Source organism: Lentzea terrae, assembly GCF_003265345.1.
GTDB classification, from domain to species: Bacteria; Actinomycetota; Actinomycetes; order Mycobacteriales; family Pseudonocardiaceae; genus Lentzea; species Lentzea terrae.
On record NZ_QFWW01000023.1, the window covers coordinates 298,221 to 315,672 of the forward strand.

Genomic DNA, 17,452 nt, shown 5'->3' on the forward strand with positions numbered 1-17,452 from the left:
GCACGCCCCGCTTCGGCTACGACACCGCGACTTGCTGAAAGTCCTCTACGAACAGCTCACAACGCCTCCGTCCGGGTCATGATCCGAGATGTTCGAGCGTCGCGGCGAGCGCCTTGACACCTTCGTCGACATCGGACTGCTCGGCGAACTCCTCTGGCGCGTGACTCACGCCGGTCGGGTTGCGCACGAACAACATCGCGGTCGGCACGTGCGCGGCGAGGATGCCAGCGTCGTGGCCCGCACCGGTCGGCAACGCGGGGACGCCGCCGAGCGCGTTCGCGATGTCGTCGCGGAGGTTGGCGTCGAAGTACACCGTGTCGCCGTACGACTCCTCGGTGATCGTCACCTCGCACCCCTCCTCCTTGGCGGCACTACGCGCTGCCTCGGAGATCTCGGCGACCATCGCGCGGGTGCGCTCGTCGTCGGTGTCGCGCGCGTCCAACCACACGTCCACAGTGGACGCGATGACGTTGGTGCCGCCGGGGTTGGGGACGAGCCTTCCCACGGTGGCACGCGCGCCGTCCCTGGCCGCTTTGCGCGCGGCCAGGACGAGTTGCGATGCCGGGAGCATCGGGTCGCGGCGGTCCTCGATCAACGTCGCGCCGGCGTGATTGCCCTCGCCCGCGAACGTGAAGCGCCACCGGCCGTGCGCGAGGATGCTGCTCGCGACACCGACCGGCACCGTGAGGCCGCGGCCCTGTTCGACGTGGAGTTCGACGAACTGGCCGATGCGACCAAGGGTTTTGTCGTCCTTGCCGACCAGGTCGGGGTTGTAGCCCGCCGCTTTCATGGCTTCGGCGAGCGTGATGCCGTCCGGGTCCTTGAGGCCCAGCGCCTTGTCCGCGTCGATCGCACCGGTGAGGAGCCGGCTGCCCAGGCAGGCGACACCGAACCGGCCGCCCTCCTCCTCGGCGAAGACCGCGATGGCGAACGGCCTGCGCGGCGTGAACCCCGTGGCCTGCAAGAGATCCACGGCCTCCAGGGCGCTCGTCACGCCGAGCGGGCCGTCGAACGCGCCGCCGCCGGGCACGGAGTCCAGGTGGCTGCCGGTGACGAGCGCGTTGTCGCCGCGCTCGCCCCACCAGGCCCAGAGGTTGCCGTTCTGGTCGGTCTCGACGTTCAGGCCGCGCTTGACGGCCTGCTCGACGAACCAGTGCCGGAGCTCGAGTTCCGGCTTGGCGTAGCCGTGGCGGGAGTAGCCGCCGCGCTTCGCGTCTCTGCCGACGTCCGCGATCTGGTCGAGCATCAGCCCTCCATCGGACTGTGCAGCATCGGGATGGGCAGGCCCTTGTCGGCGGCCACCGTCTTGGCCTCGTCGTACCCGGCGTCCACGTGCCGGATCACGCCCATGCCGGGGTCGTTGGTCAGCACGCGCTCGATCTTCTGCGCGGCCAGCTCGGTGCCGTCCGCGACGGTCACCTGACCGGCGTGGATCGACCGCCCGATGCCCACGCCACCACCGTGGTGGATCGACACCCACGTCGCACCCGAAGCCGTGTTGACCAGGGCGTTGAGCAGCGGCCAGTCCGCGATCGCGTCCGAGCCGTCGGCCATGGCCTCGGTCTCGCGGTACGGCGAGGCCACCGAGCCGCAGTCCAGGTGGTCACGGCCGATCACGATCGGCGCGGACAGCTCGCCGGACGCCACCATCTCGTTGAACTTGAGGCCGGCCAGGTGCCGCTCGCCGTAGCCGAGCCAGCAGATGCGCGCGGGCAGGCCCTGGAACTCGACGCGCTCACCGGCCATCTTGATCCAGCGGGCCAGCTGCTCGTTCTCCGGGAAGAGCTCCAGGATCGCGCGGTCGGTCGCGGCGATGTCGGCCGGGTCGCCGGACAGCGCCGCCCAGCGGAACGGGCCCTTGCCCTCGCAGAACAGCGGCCGGATGTACGCGGGCACGAAGCCGGGGAACGCGAACGCGCGGTCGTAGCCGCCGAGCTGGGCCTCACCGCGGATCGAGTTGCCGTAGTCGAAGACCTCGGCGCCGCGGTCCATGAACCCGACCATCGCCTCGACGTGCGCGGCCATCGACTCCCGCGCGCGCTGAGTGAACTCGTCCGGCTTCGCGCCGGCGTAGTCCTGCCACTCCTCCAGCGAGACACCGACGGGCAGGTACGCCAACGGGTCGTGCGCCGAGGTCTGGTCCGTCACGATGTCGACGTCGACCTCGCGGCGCAGCAGCTCGGGCAGGATCTCCGCCGCATTGCCCACGACACCAACGGAAACGGCCTCACCGGCGGCCTTCGCGGCCAGCACGCGCTCGATGGCCGAGTCCAGGTCGTCAGCGACCTCGTCCAGGTAGCGGGTCTCCAGGCGACGCTGCGCGCGGTGCGGGTCGACCTCGATGCACAGCGCGACGCCCTCGTTCATCGTCACGGCGAGCGGCTGCGCACCGCCCATGCCACCTAGACCGGCCGTCACGGTCAAAGTTCCGCGAAGCGTGCCGTTGAAGCGCTTGTTAGCGACCGCGGCGAACGTCTCGTAGGTGCCCTGCAGGATGCCCTGGGTGCCGATGTAGATCCACGAACCGGCGGTCATCTGCCCGTACATCGTGAGGCCCTCGGCCTCCAGACGGCGGAACTCCGGCCAGTTCGCCCAGTCCGGCACCAGGTTCGAGTTCGCGATGAGCACCCGCGGCGCCCACTCGTGCGTGCGCATGACGCCGACCGGACGGCCGGACTGCACGAGCAGCGTCTCGTCGGCTTCGAGGTTCTTGAGCTCACGGGAGATCGCGTCGAACGACGGCCAGTCGCGGGCGGCCTTGCCGGTGCCGCCGTAGACGACCAGGTCCTCCGGGCGCTCGGCGACGTCGGGGTCGAGGTTGTTGTGGAACATCCGCAGCGCGGCCTCGGTCGACCACTGCTTGGCGGTCAGTTCGGTGCCACGGTCAGCGCGTACGACCATTACAGAGCTCCACTTCGAATCAGTGCCTCGGCGGCGGCGATCTCGGGTGCGAGGTGGCGGTCAGGACCGGGGCCCTGGACCGTCTCGCGCAACTTCGCCACGGCAGCGGCCGTCGCGGGGGCGGGCTTCAACGGTGCGCGCAGATCCAGCGCACGCGCGGCGGTCAGAAGCTCAATTGCCAGCACGGTGGTGAGACCGTCCACGGCCTTGCGCAGCTTGCGGGCGGCGGACCAGCCCATCGACACGTGGTCCTCCTGCATCGCGGAGGACGGGATCGAGTCGACGGACGCCGGCACCGCGAGGCGCTTGAGCTCGGACACGATCGCCGCCTGGGTGTACTGGGCGATCATGTGGCCGGAGTCGACGCCGGGGTCGTCGGCGAGGAACGGCGGCAGGCCGTGCGACCGCGAGACGTCGAGCATGCGGTCGGTGCGGCGCTCGGCGATGGAGGCCACGTCCGCGAGCGGGATGGCCAGGAAGTCCAGCGCGTAGGCGACGGGCGCGCCGTGGAAGTTGCCGTTCGACTCGACCCGGCCGTCCGCCAGCACCACGGGGTTGTCGATCACCGACGACAGCTCGCGGTCGGCCACCGTCGCCGCGTACGCCACGGTGTCGCGGGCCGCGCCGTGCACCTGCGGCGAGCAGCGCAGCGAGTACGCGTCCTGCACGCGGGTGCAGTCGGGGCCGCGGTGCGAGGCGACGATCTCGGAGTCGCGCAGGAACGCGAGCATCCGGGCAGCCGAGAGGTTCTGGCCGGGGTGCGGGCGCAGTGCGTGCAGCTCGGGCTCGAAGACGCGGTCGGTGCCGAGCAGCGCCTCGACGCTCATCGCGGCGGTCAGGTCGGCGATGTCGAGCAGCCTGGTGAAGTCCGCGATCGCGAGCGACAGCATGCCGAGCATGCCGTCGGTGCCGTTGATCAGCGCGAGGCCTTCCTTCTCGGCCAGCCGCACGGGCTCGATGCCGGCTTCCGCCAGCGCTTCCGCCGCGGTGACGAGCTCTCCGGACGCGTTGCGGACCATGCCCTCGCCCATCAACGCGAGCGCGCTGGCCGACAACGGTGCCAGGTCGCCGGAGCAGCCGAGGGAGCCGAACTCGTGCACCACCGGGGTGATGCCGGCGTTCAGCATGCCGGCCATCGCGTCCACAGTGGACAGCCGGACGCCGGTGTGGCCGGTCGCGAGGGTGCGCAGTCGCAGCAGCATCAGCGCCCGCACGACCTCCCGCTCGACCTCGGGACCGGAACCGGCGGCGTGCGAGCGGATCAGCGACCGCTGCAGCTGGGCACGGCGGTCCGGCGGGATGTGCCGGACGGCGAGCGCGCCGAACCCGGTCGAGACGCCGTAGGTGGGGCGTTCGGCCGTGGCGAGCTGTTCGATGTGGCCGCGGGCGGTGGTGACCGCCTCGCGGGCAGCCTCGGTGATCGCCACCGGGGCGCCGTCGCGGGCGACGGCATGAACGTCCTCGAGGGTCAGTGGCTTCGGACCCAGCTCCACCGGTTGTCGCATGCAGACATCACAGCGCTCCGGGGCCGACTCAGCGACCCCGGAGCGCGGATGCGTGTCTGGGATGCCAGACGGACCCTAACCGAGCCCTTTGCCGATCCAGCTCGTGTCAGGAGAGGGCACGAGCTCGACCTTGTTCACCGCCTCGACCAGCTGATCGGAGTAGGACTCCGCAGTCGCCCAGATCCACACGTCACCCTCGCGCACCAGGACGGCGTTGGCGGTGCGGAAGCCGACCTTGCCGCGCACCCCCACATCGCCGACATAGGTGCCGACCTGCGGCACCTGAGGCGAGACGTGCACGCTGACCTGGTTCTTCCAGTTCGCCATCGCCTCCCACTCGCCGGGCTTGGTGCCCCATGTGTGGTCGGCAGGCTTGCCGTCGACCTTGAACGGCGCCTGGTGCGTGATCTTGGCGTCAGCCCGCACCGACTCGGCGACCTGCAGCGCGACCTGCCGCACGTCGGCGAACCCGCGCACGCTGACCTTCAGCAGGTCCTGGGCCTGCCACACGAGCTCCGCGGTCTGACCGGGCGACTGGCCCTGCCGCAGCGCGATCTTCGCCTTCAGCCCGCGAACCGTCGTGTCCTGCCAGTCCGCGCCCTCCGGCTGGTCTCCGCCCACGATCAGCGCGACCTGCGGCCCGCCATCGGTGAACGGGTATCCCTTGGCCGCCGCGGGCACCCAGACCCGGTGGACCTCCCGATCCACCAGGCGGAAGTTCTCGACGTACCCGTTCGGCAGCCAGTGCGGCGCGTACTTGAGCACGACGCTCTGACCGCTGTCCGGCATGAGCGCGGCGGCCGCGTCGTTGCCGTTCGGCGGCATGTACCGGTCGCTCGCGATGACGCCCGCGAAAATCAGCACAGCGACGGCGGCGACTCCGGCGACGGCGATCATGAAGACGTTGCCGTGCCTCTTGCGCTTGCGCCGCAGTGCGTTGAGCGTCGGTCCTGGGTGCGGAGTCCGTTCGGCGAGCTTGCCGAGCGCCTCCTTGACCAGCTGTTCGGTGTCGTTCACGACAGGCCCTCCCCGAGCCGCAACCCGACACCAGCGGGCTCCGGCGTGTGATCCAGGCGGAGTGTGGCCAGCGCACGCGAGATGTGGCTGCGCACGGTTCCCTCGGCACAACCGAGCATCTGTGCGATCTCCGAGTCCTCGTAGTTCTCGTAGTAGCGGAGCACGATCGCCGCCCGCTGTTTGCGGGGCAGCTTGGCGATCCGCTGCAACATGGCTTCCCGCTCGTCGTAGTGGTGCGTCTTGTCTCCGACGGGCGGCGTGACGGACTCCAGCGTCGTCATGCAGAGAGCGACGTCCTTGGCCGCCCTGCGTCTGCGCCACGAGAGGTACTCGTTGGTCACCATGCGCTTGACGTAGGCGTGAGGGAGGTCGACTGAACCGATGCGATCCCACTTCTGCTGCGCGCGCAGCAGCACTTCCTGGACCACGTCCTGGGCCAGGTGCGGGTCACACGTGAGCACGGTGGCGTAGCGCAGCAACGGGGTCACCTGTTCTGCCACGAAGTCATCGAAACTCGGTGTCAATCCCGACCCCCTTCAAAACCGTCACACCCCTCAGACGCACCTGGCGCCTGTTCTGTTGAGTGTGCACTGATGGACGAACGGCGTGGGCTGCATCACGTGGGAAAATCACTGTTGTGGGCAGCAGCAGTGACGTTCCCGCGCTGCGGAGAGGGCTCGCGGTCCTCCGGCTGCTGGCGGGCAGACCAGGTCCCGTCTCCGCGGCGTCGGTGGCGCGCGAGCTGAATCTGCCCAGGTCAACGACCTATCACCTGCTGTCGGAGCTGACCGAGGCCGGCTTCGCGACGCACTTCCCCGAGGAAAAGCGGTACGGCCTTGGCGTCGCCTCCTTCGAGCTGGGGTCCGCGTATCTGCGGCACGACCCGCTGGAACGGCTGGCCCGGCCGCTGCTGCGCAAGCTCGCCGACCGGATGGAGAAGGTCGCCCATCTGGGCGTTCTGCACGGCGCCGAGGCCCTGTACCTGGTGCGCGAACAGCCGCGGCAGCCGCAGACGATCGTGTCCGACGTCGGCGTGCGCCTGCCCGCGCATCTGACGGCATCTGGCCGCGCGATGCTGGCACACGCCCCTCCAGCCCAGGTCAGGGCGTTGTTCCCGTCCGTCGCGTCGTTCGTCGACCGGACCGGGCGCGGCCCGCACAACCTGCCCGCGTTGCGCCGGCTGCTGACCGCGGAACGCCGGCAGGGCTGGTCGGTCGAGGACGGGTTCGTGACCGTGGGCTTCGCGTCGGTGGCCGCACCGGTGTTCGACCACGGCGAGCGACCGATCGCGGCCATCACGCTGACGTTCCGGCACGTCTGCGACACACCCTGCGGTCAGACGTGGCCCGAGCTGGCCAAAGAGGTGCGGAAGGCGGCCGAGGAGCTCACTTCACGGATCGGCGGTCACGCAGCTCCCGCCAATTAGAAGCCATGTACATAGTAGCCATGTACTGTATCTGCCATGAGCAGTGCAGGACCTGGCCATCTCGTGTGGCGCCTGGCGATGAAGTGGCGGACCGCCGTTGACCGCGCGTTGGACCCCCTCGGGCTGACACACGCGCAGTACGTCGTGCTGGCGTCGCTGACCGCCATCGACCAGCCACCTTCGCAGCGCGAGCTCGCCGACTTCACGGGGCTCGAACCGCTGTACGTCTCGAAGCTGGCGCGCGCGCTCGAATCCTCGGGGCTGATCGAGCGCACACGCGACGCGGTCGACACACGAACCGTTCGCCTGACACTGACCGATCACGGCCGCTCGGTCGTCGTCCCCGCCATCGAAGTCGTGGCTGCCCTGCTGGACCGCCTTCTCGAGCCCCTGGGCGGACGGTCCGGCGACCGCACGACGGCCTTTTCCCGCGAGCTGACCGCGCTGCTCGACGTCCCCCTCTGAGGAGTTCCCATGCCTGTTGTTCCCGTCCTCGACTCGACCATGCACTACGAAGCGTCCGGCTCCGCGCCGTTCGTGTTCCTGCACGGCAACCCCGCCTCGTCGCACATCTGGCGCAACGTGCTGCCGGAGTTAGGCGGCCTGGCTCCAGATCTGATCGGCATGGGCCGCTCGGGCAAGCCGGACATCTCCTACTCGTTCGCCGACCACGCCCGCTACCTCGACACGTGGTTCGACGCTCTCGGCCTGGATCGGGTGGTGCTCGTCGGCCACGACTGGGGCGGCGCGCTGGCGTTCGACTGGGCCGCGCGCCACCCCTCACGCGTTGCCGGGATCGCCTTCTTCGAGACGATCGTGAAGCCGATGACCGGCTCGGAGCTGCCACTGCCCGCGCAGGAACGGGTGCGCAGGTTCCGCACCACCGAAGCGCTGGACGACGACGGGTTCGTGCGCCAGGCGTACACGGGTGGCGTGCGGACGCCTGTTTCGGACGAGAACATGGCGGTGTACCTGGCACCGTTCCCGGATGCCTTGAGCCGACGTCCGGTGCTCGCGTGGGCGCGGCAAATGCCGTTCGACGGCTCGCCGGCCGAGTTGATCCCGCGCATCGAGGCCTACGACGCGTGGCTCGGTGCTTCTTCGGAGGTGCCGAAGCTGCTGATGACCTTCGAAGGCTCGCCGACGTTGCTGATCGGGCCGGAGCTCCAGGCCTGGTGCGCGGACAACATCGCCGCGCTGGAGATCGTCGCCGTTGGCGAGGCCGGCCATCACGCGCAGGAGGACCGGCCGAAGGAGATCGCGGCGGAGATCGCTGCTTGGACGGAGCGCCACTCCCTGGTTGCATAGCGTGCATGGGGGAAATCGACGTCGAGGAACTCGACCTCGCCAGTGCGACCGAAGCCGACCTGCGTGCCCTGTTCGACCTTCAGGTGGTCTGGTGGACGACCGCCATGCCGGCACGTGAGCTGCCGGACTTCAACGGGTGGGTGCAACGACTCCGGGTGCCCGACGTCCACTGGGGCCTCCCGCGGTTCGCAGTCGCGCGGGACAACGGGCTCATCATCGGGTACGCGAGCGGCTACCTGCCCGCGACCGAGAACACGCACCTCGTCACGGGCGTCGTGGTGGTGAACGAGCGGTGGCGGGGCCGGGGTGTCGGCAGCAGCCTGCTCTGCTTCGGGCTGCGGCTCGCCAACCGGGAAACAGCGGAAGCCTCGTGGGTTCCCGGAGGCGGCGCGGGCGAGCAGTGGGCCCTCAGGCGTGGTTTCGCCGTGGCCAACGCGCTCACCCTGCAAGATCTTGTGCTCACCGACCCGCTGCCCGAGGTGGGCGAGGTCCCGTCCGGGTACCGCCTGGCGCAGTGGACCGGGCGAGCACCGGACGACTTGCTCGATGCCTATGTCGACGCCCTCAGCGCGATGAACGACCAGCCTCTGGGCGACAGGTCGGTCAACCCGTTCACGTACTCGCGAGAACGGGTGCGACAGGAAGAAGACGAGCTGTTGGCCGGCGGTGTCGACGTGTGGGTCGTCCTCGCGCTGCATGGCGACGAGGCCGCCGGGGTGACGGTCATGCACCGGTCTCTCGCACGACCTTCGGTAGGCCACCAACGGCACACCGGCGTGCTTTCCGCCCATCGCGGCAAGGGCCTCGGCCGTTTGATCAAGGCGCAGCTGCTCCGCGGGCTGACCGGCATCGAAATCGTCGAGACGGAGACGGACAGCACCAACGAGCACATGCGGCGGATCAACCACTCGCTCGGCTACACCGACCGACTCGTCACTGTCGACCTCAGCGCACGCGTCGCCGATCTGAAGCTGTGAAACGGAATGGGGCGAACACCCGCAGGTGCCCGCCCCATTCCGCCGAGATCAGATGCCCGCGGAGGCCAGCCACTCCTTGGCGACCTTCTCGGGCTCCGGCTTGTCCGGCGCCGCGAGCTTCTGGTTCAGCTCCAGCAAGACCTTCGTGTCGAGCTTCTTCGAGATGGCGTTGAGGGTGTCGCGGACCTGCTGCGACGCCTTCTTCTCGTTGATCAGCGGCAACACGTTCTCCGCGGCGAAGACGTTCCTCGGATCTTCCAGCACCACGAACTCGTTGGCCTTGATGGCGGAGTCCGTCGTGAACAGGTCGGCCGCCTGCACGGTGTTGTCCTTGAGGCCCGCGACGGTCAGCGGGCCGCCGACGTCGAGCGCCTTGAACTCCTTGAACTCGCAGTTGTACTTGGCCTTCAGACCGGCCAGGCCGTCCGGGCGGTTCTGGAACTCCGGCGGGCCACCGAAAACGAAGTCCTTGCAGTACGGCACGAGGTCCTCGAGCGTCTTGAGGCTGTACTGCGCGGCGGTCTGCTTGGTGACGACGACCGCATCCTTGTCCTCCGCGGAGGACTTCTCGAGCACGATGAGGCCCTTCGGCAGCGCCTTCTGCAGCGCCGCGTATACCTCCTCGGAGCCGACCTCGGTCGCCTCTTTGTTGACGTGCTTGAGCAGCACGCCGGTGTACTCGGGGATCAGGTCGATCGAGCCGTCCTGCACGCCCTTGAAGTACAGCTCGCGGTTGCCGATGTTCATCTTCTTGGAGACCTTGATCCCCTTGCCGGCCAACGCTTCCGCGTAGATCTCGGCGAGCAGGCGCGACTCCGGGAAGTTCCCGGAGCCCACGACGATGGTGTCCGTCGGGGCCGGGTTGTTGCCGCCGCCGTTCGACAGCGGGTCACCACCGCACGCCGACAAAACCATTACCGCAGCGAGGGCTGTGGCGATGCGCTTCATCTCTTTCCTCCGGTTCCCACTGGACGCAGCCCTGGCGAGACCGTCAGCCGTTGCAGGCCGGCGAACCCCAGGTCGACGAGAACGGCGAGCAGTGCCACGAGCACCGCGCCGGCGAGCATCTGTCCGAACTCCTGCAGGGCGAGGCCGTCGAAGACGAGCCTGCCGAGACCACCGGCGCCGGTGTAGGCGGCGATGGTGGCGGTCGCGACGACCTGCAGCGCGGCGCCGCGGAAACCGCCGTAGATCAACGGAAGCGCGTTCGGGATCTCCACGTTCAGCAGCACGCCCGACTCGCGCATGCCGACACCCCTGGCCGCGTCGACCGTCACCGGGTCGACCGCGCGGATGCCCGCGTAGGTGCCCGCCATGATCGGCGGGATCGCCAGCAGCACCAGCGCCACGTAGACCGGGAAGTCGCCGAGGCCGGCCCACAGCACGACGAGGATCAGCACGGCCGTGGTCGGCAGGGCGCGCAGCACGTTCGAGAGTCCGACGACCAGGAACCCGCCCTTGCCGGTGTGGCCGACGAACGCGCCGAGCGGGATCGCGATCACCGCGGCGATCAGCAACGTCAGCAGCGTGTAGCCGAGATGTTCCAGCAGCCGCACCGGAATGCCGGTCGTGCCGGACCAGTGCGCGGGGTCGAAGAGCCAGTCGCCCATCAGCTCACCTCCCCGCCCTCGTCCACGGCGTGAGCAGCCGTCCGATCAGCAACAGCAAACCGTCCGCGAGCGCCGCGAGCACGATCGTCCCGATGAGGCCCGCGAGGACCTTGTCGGTGTGGTCCGTCTGGTATCCCTCGGTGAAGAGCTGGCCGTAGCCGCCGAGTCCGACGAGCGCGCCGACGCTCACCATGCTGATGTTCGACACCGTCGCGACCCGCAGACCGGCGATTGTCACGGGCAGCGCCAGCGGGAAGTCGACGGTGAGGAAACGCCGCAACGGCCGGAACCCCATCGCGTTCGCCGCGGCCGTGACGTGCCCGGGCACCGCCGACAGCGCGTCGGCGACCGAGCGGACCATCAGCGCGACCGTGTAGATCACCAGCGGCACGACGACGTTGATCTCGTCGAGGATCTTCACGCCGATCAGCACCGGGGTGATCACGATCAGCGCGATGGACGGGATCGTGAACAGGATGTTGGCGAGCGGGAAGAGGATCGCGCGCGCCGTGTTCGACCGGCTCGCCACCCACCCCAGCGGGATGGACAGCAGAAACCCGATCACGACCGGCACGACGGAGAGCCGGAGGTGCACCTCGGTGACTTCCCAGAACCTTTCCCAGTTCTCGAAAATCCAGGTCACTTCGGGACCTCACCCGCCGCGCGGGCCTTCGCGAGCGCCTTGATCACGTCATCCGCCTTGACCACACCGGTCACCGCGCCGGCGTCGTCGACCACCACACCGAGCGCGGACGGCGAGCTGAGCGCCGCGTCGAGCGCACCCCTGAGCGTGGAGCCGTCGTAGAGCGAGCCGCCCGAGATCAGGTCCTGCTCGCTGATCTCGACCTCACCGTCCACACCGGACAGCCAGCCCTTCGGCCGGTTCGCGTCGTCGACGACGAGAGTCCAGTCGGTGACCGTGATGCGCTGCCCGAGCTTGGCCGTGGTGATGGGGTGCACCGGCACGTCGGCGTGCAGGAACGTCAGCGTGCGGTAGCCGCGGTCCCTGCCGACGAACGACGCCACGAAGTCGTTGGCGGGCGCGGCCAGCAGCTCGGTCGGCCGCGCGTACTGCGCGAGGTGCCCGCCCGTCTGGAACACCGCGACGCGCTCGCCGAGCTTCAACGCCTCGTCGATGTCGTGCGTGACGAACACGATCGTCTTGTCGAGTTCCGCTTGCAGGCGAAGGAGTTCGTTCTGCAGGTCCTCCCTGACCACCGGATCGACCGCGCTGAACGGCTCGTCCATCAACAGCACCGGCGGATCCGCCGCGAGCGCACGGGCAACCCCCACACGCTGCTGCTGACCGCCACTCAACTGCGCCGGATACCGCTTGCCGAACGCCGGGTCGAGCCCGACGATCTCCAGCAGTTCCGCGGCACGGGTGCGCGCCTTGCGTCTGTCCCAACCGGACAGCAGCGGCACCGTGGCGACGTTGTCCAGCACCGTCCGATGCGGGAACAGCCCCGCCTGCTGGATCACATAGCCGATGCCACGCCGGAGAGTCGGCGGATCCACGGTCAGGACGTCCTTGCCGTCCACCAGGATCGTGCCCGACGTGGGGTCGATCATGCGGTTGACCATGCGCAGGGACGTCGTCTTGCCGCAGCCGGAAGGACCGACGAACACCGTGATGGTGCCCGCCTCGACCGTGAGGTCGAGCTCGTCGACAGCGATGGTCCCGTCCTCGAACCGCTTGGTGACGGCCCGGAACTCGATCACCCTTCGGATCCCTCCGGTCGTGACGGTCTCCCCGATTCGGACCGCCCTGGATGCAGATCCCTGTGACCTTAACTCGTTCGGCGTACCCCGGCACAGCGTTCCATGATGTGACAGGCCGTATGGTTTACCGCTTGTGACGATCGACCAGGTTCGCCAGAAGGTGGCGGAGCGCGGGCTGCACGCCCGCAAGCTCCGCGAGGTGTTGTCCCTGCTCAGCGAGGACTGGCACCCGCTCGCCGAACTCGTGCGCCTACCTGCTGTGCCCCGCCGCACGGTCCAGGACCTGCTGAAAGCCCTCGGCGACGACATCGAATCTTCAAACGATCGTTACCGCATCGCGCCCGGCAAAGTCGCTGCCTACCGGGACGCGTTCGGCATTTCGGGCGTCCGCGACCACACCGACGTGCTGCGCCAGATCCTCGTCGACATCGCCGACGTGCCGCCGCCGTTGTCCTCGTTGGACCACGTGCAGGCGACGGCCGAGACCGCCCTGAACCGCGCGGTGTGGCTGGATTCCGTCTACGACCTGGCAGGCAAGCGTTTGCTCTGCCTCGGCGACCACGACCTGACCTCACTGGCCGTCGCCGCCGTGAATCCCAACGTGTCGATCACGGTCGTGGACCTGGACGAGCGGCTGCTGGAGTTCATCGACGCACGGGCTGCCGCGCGGGGCTTGAACATCCGGACGTTGCACTGCGACATGCGTTTCGGGCTGCCCACGTCCGTGATCGAGTCGGTGGACCTCGTCTTCAGCGACCCGCCCTACACGCCCGAAGGCATGGGGCTCTTCGCCGGGCGTGCGGTCGAGGCGCTCAACGACGTGGCCGACGGACGGGTGCTGCTGGCCTACGGGTTCTCCGACCGGACACCCGCGCTGGGGTTGAAGGTGCAGCAGGAGTTGCAGAAGCTCGGGCTGGTGTTCGAGGCGATCCTGCCCGCGTTCCACCGGTTCGACGGCGCTCAAGCCATCGGATCTGCCGCCGATTTGTACGTTTGCCGGCCCACTGGGCGGCGTGCGGTGTCCGGTGGCACGCGGATCTACACGCACGGCGCGCAGTCCGTGGAGTCTTCCGGACCGTCGAAGGAAGCCCTCGCCGCTTTGTCGGACCTGGCGCCGCGACCGGAGTCCTCGCCGCCGCCGAAGCCGCGCCAGGCCGGGTGGACCGAGCCCGTCGGCAAGGGCGCGGCGTCGCTGGCCGTTGACCTGTCGGCGGATCCAGGGCCGTGGTTGCTGCGCACCTTGCTGGCTTCGTCGCCGGCTCGGTTGGCTTGCTTGGTGCCGAACAACCATCCGGCCGTGTCGTCGGAGGCCGGGCAGAAGGAACTGCAGGAGCTGGTGCAGACCCGGTTCAAGCTGAAGTTCCTGCGCAACAACCCAGATGGCAAGACGACGATCGTCGTCGCCGACCAGGTTTTGACAGGGACACTGTCACTGGGCGACCGCGCGATTCGCGAGGTGCTCATGAAGGCGCACGGCAAGCTGCGCAACGTGTGGCGTGAGGCGTTGATCACCGCGTCGCAGGGCGTGCTCACGAAGAAGCAGGCCGCGGAGATCGTCGACAACGCCGACGTGGCGTCCGACGACCTCGAACTGCGGTTGATCGATCTGCCCAAGCACCGGATCGCGGCGCTGTTGCCGGAGATCTCAGCCAGCGCGCGGTATGTGGAGCGGCCCGAGGGCTAGCACCGCGCGGAACTCCTTGGGCGGCACCGGACGCGAGAACAGCCAGCCCTGGTACGCGTCCACGCCGACACCGCGCAGCACGTGGAACTGCGTCGCCGTCTCCACGCCCTCGGCCACGCACTTGCGTCCCATCGCCCGCGCCATGTCCACGACGGCGCGGGCCACGGCGAAGTCCGAGGAGTCGTTGCCCACGCCGGAAACGAAGCGGCGGTCCACCTTGATGATCTGCGCCGGCAGGTCCTTCAGGCGGGCCAGCGACGAGTAGCCGGTGCCGAAGTCGTCGACGGCGAACTGCACGCCGCGCTGCACCAGTTCGTCCATCGACTGGCGGACACGCGAGGGCAGGTCGACGAATGCGGTCTCGACGAGTTCCAGCACCACCCGTTCCCACGGGACGCCGGACTCCAGGATCGCGGTCGACACGATGTCGACGAACTCGGGATCGCCCGGCACCAGGCCCGCGAGGTTCACCGCCACCGACACCGGCCGGCCGTCGGGGGCGGGCCAGGTGGCGGCCTCACGAAGAGCCGTTCGCAGAACCCAGCGGTCCAGCTCGCGCATCAGGTCGCCCTGCTCGGCGACGGGCAGGAAGACGTCTGGCGGCAGCAAACCGCGGTCCGGGTGTGGCCAGCGCACCAGGGCTTCGGCGGTCAGCACGGCGCCGTCGACGCCCACGACCGGCTGGAAGTGCAACGCCAGACCGTCGTGCTGCAGGGCGTCGCGCAGCTGGCCTTCGAGGTGCACCTGGCGGTCTGCGGAGGCGATCAACGCGGCCGAGGCCAACGAAACCCGCCCGGCACCGTTGCGCTTCGCCTCGAACATCGCCGCGTCAGCGAACCGCAGCAAATCCGCGCCGTTGGCCCGCGAACCGTTGGGAACAGCGGCGCCGATCGAGGCGGAGACCCGGACCAGCTGCCCGTGCACCGGAACGGCAGTTCTCAACAGAGAAGCGACCCGCGTGGCAAGAGCGTCGACGCCACCGACCGAGTCGATGTCCTCGCAGATGATCACGTACTCGTCGCCGGACAGTCGCGCGGCGGTGCAGCCGTCGGGCAGGCCGCCCTCCAACCGGCGAGCAAGAGCCACGAGCAGCTCGTCGCCCGCGTCGTGGCCGAGAGAGTCGTTGACGCGCTTGAAGTTGTCGATGTCGCAGAAGAACACGGCGACCTTGGACCGGCCGGGGCCGTCCAGCAGCTTGCCGAGCATCTCCTTGACCAGCGCGCGGTTCGGCAGGCCGGTCAGCTCGTCGTGCGTCGCCTGGTGCCGCAACGCCTCGGCGGTGCGACGACGTTCGGTGATGTCGAGGAACACGATCAGCCAGAACCGGCGGCCGTCGTCCTGCACGGACAGCGCGATGTGCAGCTCGCAGTAGACCTTCTCGCCGTCGGGACGCACGAGGATGCGCTGCGGGATCTTCTGCGTGCGCTCGGCGGCCCACTGCAGGCCCGGCGAGGTGTCCTCGGGGTGGGTGAGCTGCTCGGCGGTCATGCCGCGCAGCTGTTCCAGCTCCATGCCCAGCAGGTCGCACAACGCGTCGTTGGCGTCGACCAGGCGCTCACCCTCGTCGAAGAGCCCGATGCCGACCGGCGTGACGGACACGAGGTCCGTGAAGCGCTGCGACGAACGCTTCATGCGGGCCTCGGCGGCGCGCTGCTCGGTGACGTCCTGGGCAGTGCCGACGGCCAGCTGGTTGCCCCGCGGGTCACGAACGATCATGCCGTGGCAGCGGAAGATCCGCATGGAACCGTCGCGGCGCACCACGCGGTGCTCGCACTGCACGGCGATCTCGTCCACGGCCAGCTGGCGCCACAGATCGTCGACCCAGCCGCGGTCTTCGGGGTGCACGAGGTCGAGGTACGTCTCGTAGGTGCCCACGACGTCGGCGGGGATGCCGTAGAGCTCGCGGAGCATGTCCGACCACACGACGTCGCCCGTCGCCGGGTTCCACTCCCACATGCCGAGGCGCGCGGCCTGCTGCGCGTCCGCCAGTCTTCGGCGGTCCTCGCGCATCTGGCGTTCCAGCGCACGTGCTTCGGTGACGTCCTGGATGGTGCCGTGGTAGCGCTCCACCCGGCCGGAGGCCGAGAACTCGGCGCGGGCGCGGCAGACGTAGACGCGCTCGCGGAGCTCGCTGCGGACCTCGACCTCGACCGGAGCGTCGTCACGGGTGTGCAGCAACTCGTGCCGCAGCGCCTTGACGGCTTCGCGGTCGTCCGGGTGCACGCCGCTCAGGAGGTCGTCGTCCGGGGTCATGCCCAGCTCGGCGTACATCTCCATGAGCACTTCGCTGCGGTGCACGGCGCGCGTGCCGGTCTCGTAGGCCCAGCTGCCGATGCGGGCGATGCGCTGGGCTTCGAGCAGCCGCGCGCGTTCCTGCGCGAGCTCGGTGGCCGCGCGCTTGGACTCGGTGATGTCGCGGATGTAGCCGGTGATCTTGTCCAGCTGGCCGTCGTCGAGCAGCCTCGCCTCGGCGACGCCGCGGATCCACCGCAGCTGGCCGTCCGGGCGGACGATCCGGTACTCGATGTCGATCGGGTCGCCGGTGATCTCGCGGCCCTGCCAGTACGACTCGACCATGTCGTAGTCGTCGGGGTGCACCACGTCGAGGACGGCCTGCGCGCCCGGCACGACGGCGCCGCGTTCGACGCCGAGAAGTTCGTAGTGGGTGTCCGACCAGATCGTGAGACCGCTTTCCGGGTCGTACTCCCACGAGCCCAGCTCCGCGACCCGCTGGACCTTGCGCAGCCGGCGCTGTTCGTCGCGCAACGCGTCCGCGGCGGCGGAGAGATCGGAGACGTCGATCAGCAGGACGGCCTGCAGGCCCGTGCCGGGAACGGCGTTCCTGGCCACGCGCACCGGCAGTTCGCTGCCGTCACCGCGCGACAACCGCAGGTCGGACTGGTTGCCGAGGAGCAGCTGGCTCAGCGGGTGCCCGACGAGGTCGTCGGCTCCCTGGACGCCGGCCAGCTCGACGGCGGCCGGGTTCGCCTGCATGACGACGCCCTTGGCGTCGACGAGCAACGACGGTGCGTCGGGCAGGGTCAAGCCGTCCAGCGTCACCGGTGGCTTGCCTGCAGCCGGCCCTGAAGCCGACACAGCCGTCCGTGCACGGCCGTTCACCACCGTCGCGCGTCCTACCCACTTGGGCACCGGCCCACCCTCTCCCGCATCCGCCGCCCGCGGCAATTCGGGTGGGCACGACAACGGCACCCGAACGGCGGCAAACACGAACCCTCTCCTCGGGTGAACACCCGAGGAGAGGGACGGTAGCGCTTCAGAGCGTCATCGCCCACCCCTTGCCG

Annotated in this window: 15 protein-coding genes; 5 read left to right on the forward strand and 10 right to left on the reverse strand. The window is 69.2% G+C overall.

Annotated elements, in window-relative coordinates; translation table 11 throughout:
- Window positions 1-76: 76 nt before the first annotated feature.
- The 5 genes from DI276_RS29025 to DI276_RS29045 all read right to left on the reverse strand — a co-directional run bounded on the left by DI276_RS29025 (window position 77) and on the right by DI276_RS29045 (window position 5,947).
- Entirely contained in the window at window positions 77-1,246 is a 1,170-nt protein-coding gene (locus DI276_RS29025; RefSeq protein ID WP_112269069.1) for an allantoate amidohydrolase, read from the reverse strand.
- Window positions 1,246-2,901, reverse strand: coding sequence for a urocanate hydratase (gene hutU, locus DI276_RS29030; RefSeq protein WP_112269071.1), 1,656 nt, complete (start codon window positions 2,899-2,901; stop codon window positions 1,246-1,248). Before hutU ends, DI276_RS29025 begins: the two co-directional genes overlap by 1 nt.
- The gene (gene hutH, locus DI276_RS29035) at window positions 2,901-4,406 is read right to left on the reverse strand and encodes a histidine ammonia-lyase (protein WP_112269073.1); all 1,506 of its coding nucleotides are present in this window, start codon (window positions 4,404-4,406) and stop codon (window positions 2,901-2,903) included. Before hutH ends, hutU begins: the two co-directional genes overlap by 1 nt.
- Window positions 4,407-4,481: 75 nt before the next feature.
- Window positions 4,482-5,423: a hypothetical protein gene (locus tag DI276_RS29040; RefSeq protein WP_112269075.1), complete on the reverse strand. Its 942-nt coding sequence runs from the start codon at window positions 5,421-5,423 to the stop codon at window positions 4,482-4,484.
- Entirely contained in the window at window positions 5,420-5,947 is a 528-nt protein-coding gene (locus DI276_RS29045; RefSeq protein ID WP_112269077.1) for a SigE family RNA polymerase sigma factor, read from the reverse strand. Before DI276_RS29045 ends, DI276_RS29040 begins: the two co-directional genes overlap by 4 nt.
- Window positions 5,948-6,060: 113 nt before the next feature.
- On the opposite strand from DI276_RS29045, the gene DI276_RS29050 reads away from it, so the two are divergent.
- The 4 genes from DI276_RS29050 to DI276_RS29065 all read left to right on the forward strand — a co-directional run bounded on the left by DI276_RS29050 (window position 6,061) and on the right by DI276_RS29065 (window position 9,134).
- Complete coding sequence (locus DI276_RS29050) at window positions 6,061-6,849, forward strand: IclR family transcriptional regulator (protein WP_112269079.1); 789 nt, start codon at window positions 6,061-6,063, stop codon at window positions 6,847-6,849.
- A gap of 78 nt (window positions 6,850-6,927) precedes the next feature.
- The gene (locus DI276_RS29055; RefSeq protein WP_232836988.1) at window positions 6,928-7,314 is read left to right on the forward strand and encodes a MarR family winged helix-turn-helix transcriptional regulator; all 387 of its coding nucleotides are present in this window, start codon (window positions 6,928-6,930) and stop codon (window positions 7,312-7,314) included.
- Between the two features lie 9 nt (window positions 7,315-7,323).
- Window positions 7,324-8,157, forward strand: a complete 834-nt coding sequence (locus DI276_RS29060; RefSeq protein ID WP_112269083.1) for a haloalkane dehalogenase — start codon at window positions 7,324-7,326, stop codon at window positions 8,155-8,157.
- Between the two features lie 5 nt (window positions 8,158-8,162).
- Window positions 8,163-9,134 (forward strand): GNAT family N-acetyltransferase, encoded by a 972-nt coding sequence (locus tag DI276_RS29065; protein ID WP_112269085.1) that lies wholly within the window; start codon window positions 8,163-8,165, stop codon window positions 9,132-9,134.
- Between the two features lie 48 nt (window positions 9,135-9,182).
- Here DI276_RS29065 and DI276_RS29070 read toward each other — a convergent pair whose 3' ends face one another.
- From DI276_RS29070 to DI276_RS29085, 4 genes are read right to left on the reverse strand one after another with little or no spacing between them, the layout of a single operon-like run.
- Window positions 9,183-10,082 carry an ABC transporter substrate-binding protein gene (locus DI276_RS29070; protein ID WP_112269087.1) on the reverse strand — a complete coding sequence of 300 codons (900 nt, stop codon included), beginning with the start codon at window positions 10,080-10,082 and terminating at the stop codon, window positions 9,183-9,185.
- Window positions 10,079-10,744 (reverse strand): ABC transporter permease, encoded by a 666-nt coding sequence (locus tag DI276_RS29075; RefSeq protein WP_112269089.1) that lies wholly within the window; start codon window positions 10,742-10,744, stop codon window positions 10,079-10,081. Before DI276_RS29075 ends, DI276_RS29070 begins: the two co-directional genes overlap by 4 nt.
- Before the next feature lie 4 nt (window positions 10,745-10,748).
- Complete coding sequence (locus tag DI276_RS29080; protein ID WP_112269091.1) at window positions 10,749-11,387, reverse strand: ABC transporter permease; 639 nt, start codon at window positions 11,385-11,387, stop codon at window positions 10,749-10,751.
- Entirely contained in the window at window positions 11,384-12,466 is a 1,083-nt protein-coding gene (locus DI276_RS29085; protein ID WP_112269093.1) for an ABC transporter ATP-binding protein, read from the reverse strand. Before DI276_RS29085 ends, DI276_RS29080 begins: the two co-directional genes overlap by 4 nt.
- A 133-nt stretch (window positions 12,467-12,599) precedes the next feature.
- Here DI276_RS29085 and DI276_RS29090 point away from each other — a divergent pair, with 133 nt between their 5' ends.
- Window positions 12,600-14,150 (forward strand): bis-aminopropyl spermidine synthase family protein, encoded by a 1,551-nt coding sequence (locus DI276_RS29090; RefSeq protein ID WP_112269095.1) that lies wholly within the window; start codon window positions 12,600-12,602, stop codon window positions 14,148-14,150.
- Here the strand turns inward: DI276_RS29090 and DI276_RS29095 are convergent.
- Window positions 14,112-17,300 carry a bifunctional diguanylate cyclase/phosphodiesterase gene (locus DI276_RS29095; protein WP_232836989.1) on the reverse strand — a complete coding sequence of 1,063 codons (3,189 nt, stop codon included), beginning with the start codon at window positions 17,298-17,300 and terminating at the stop codon, window positions 14,112-14,114. The genes DI276_RS29090 and DI276_RS29095 overlap by 39 nt on opposite strands.
- Window positions 17,301-17,452: the final 152 nt, after the last annotated feature.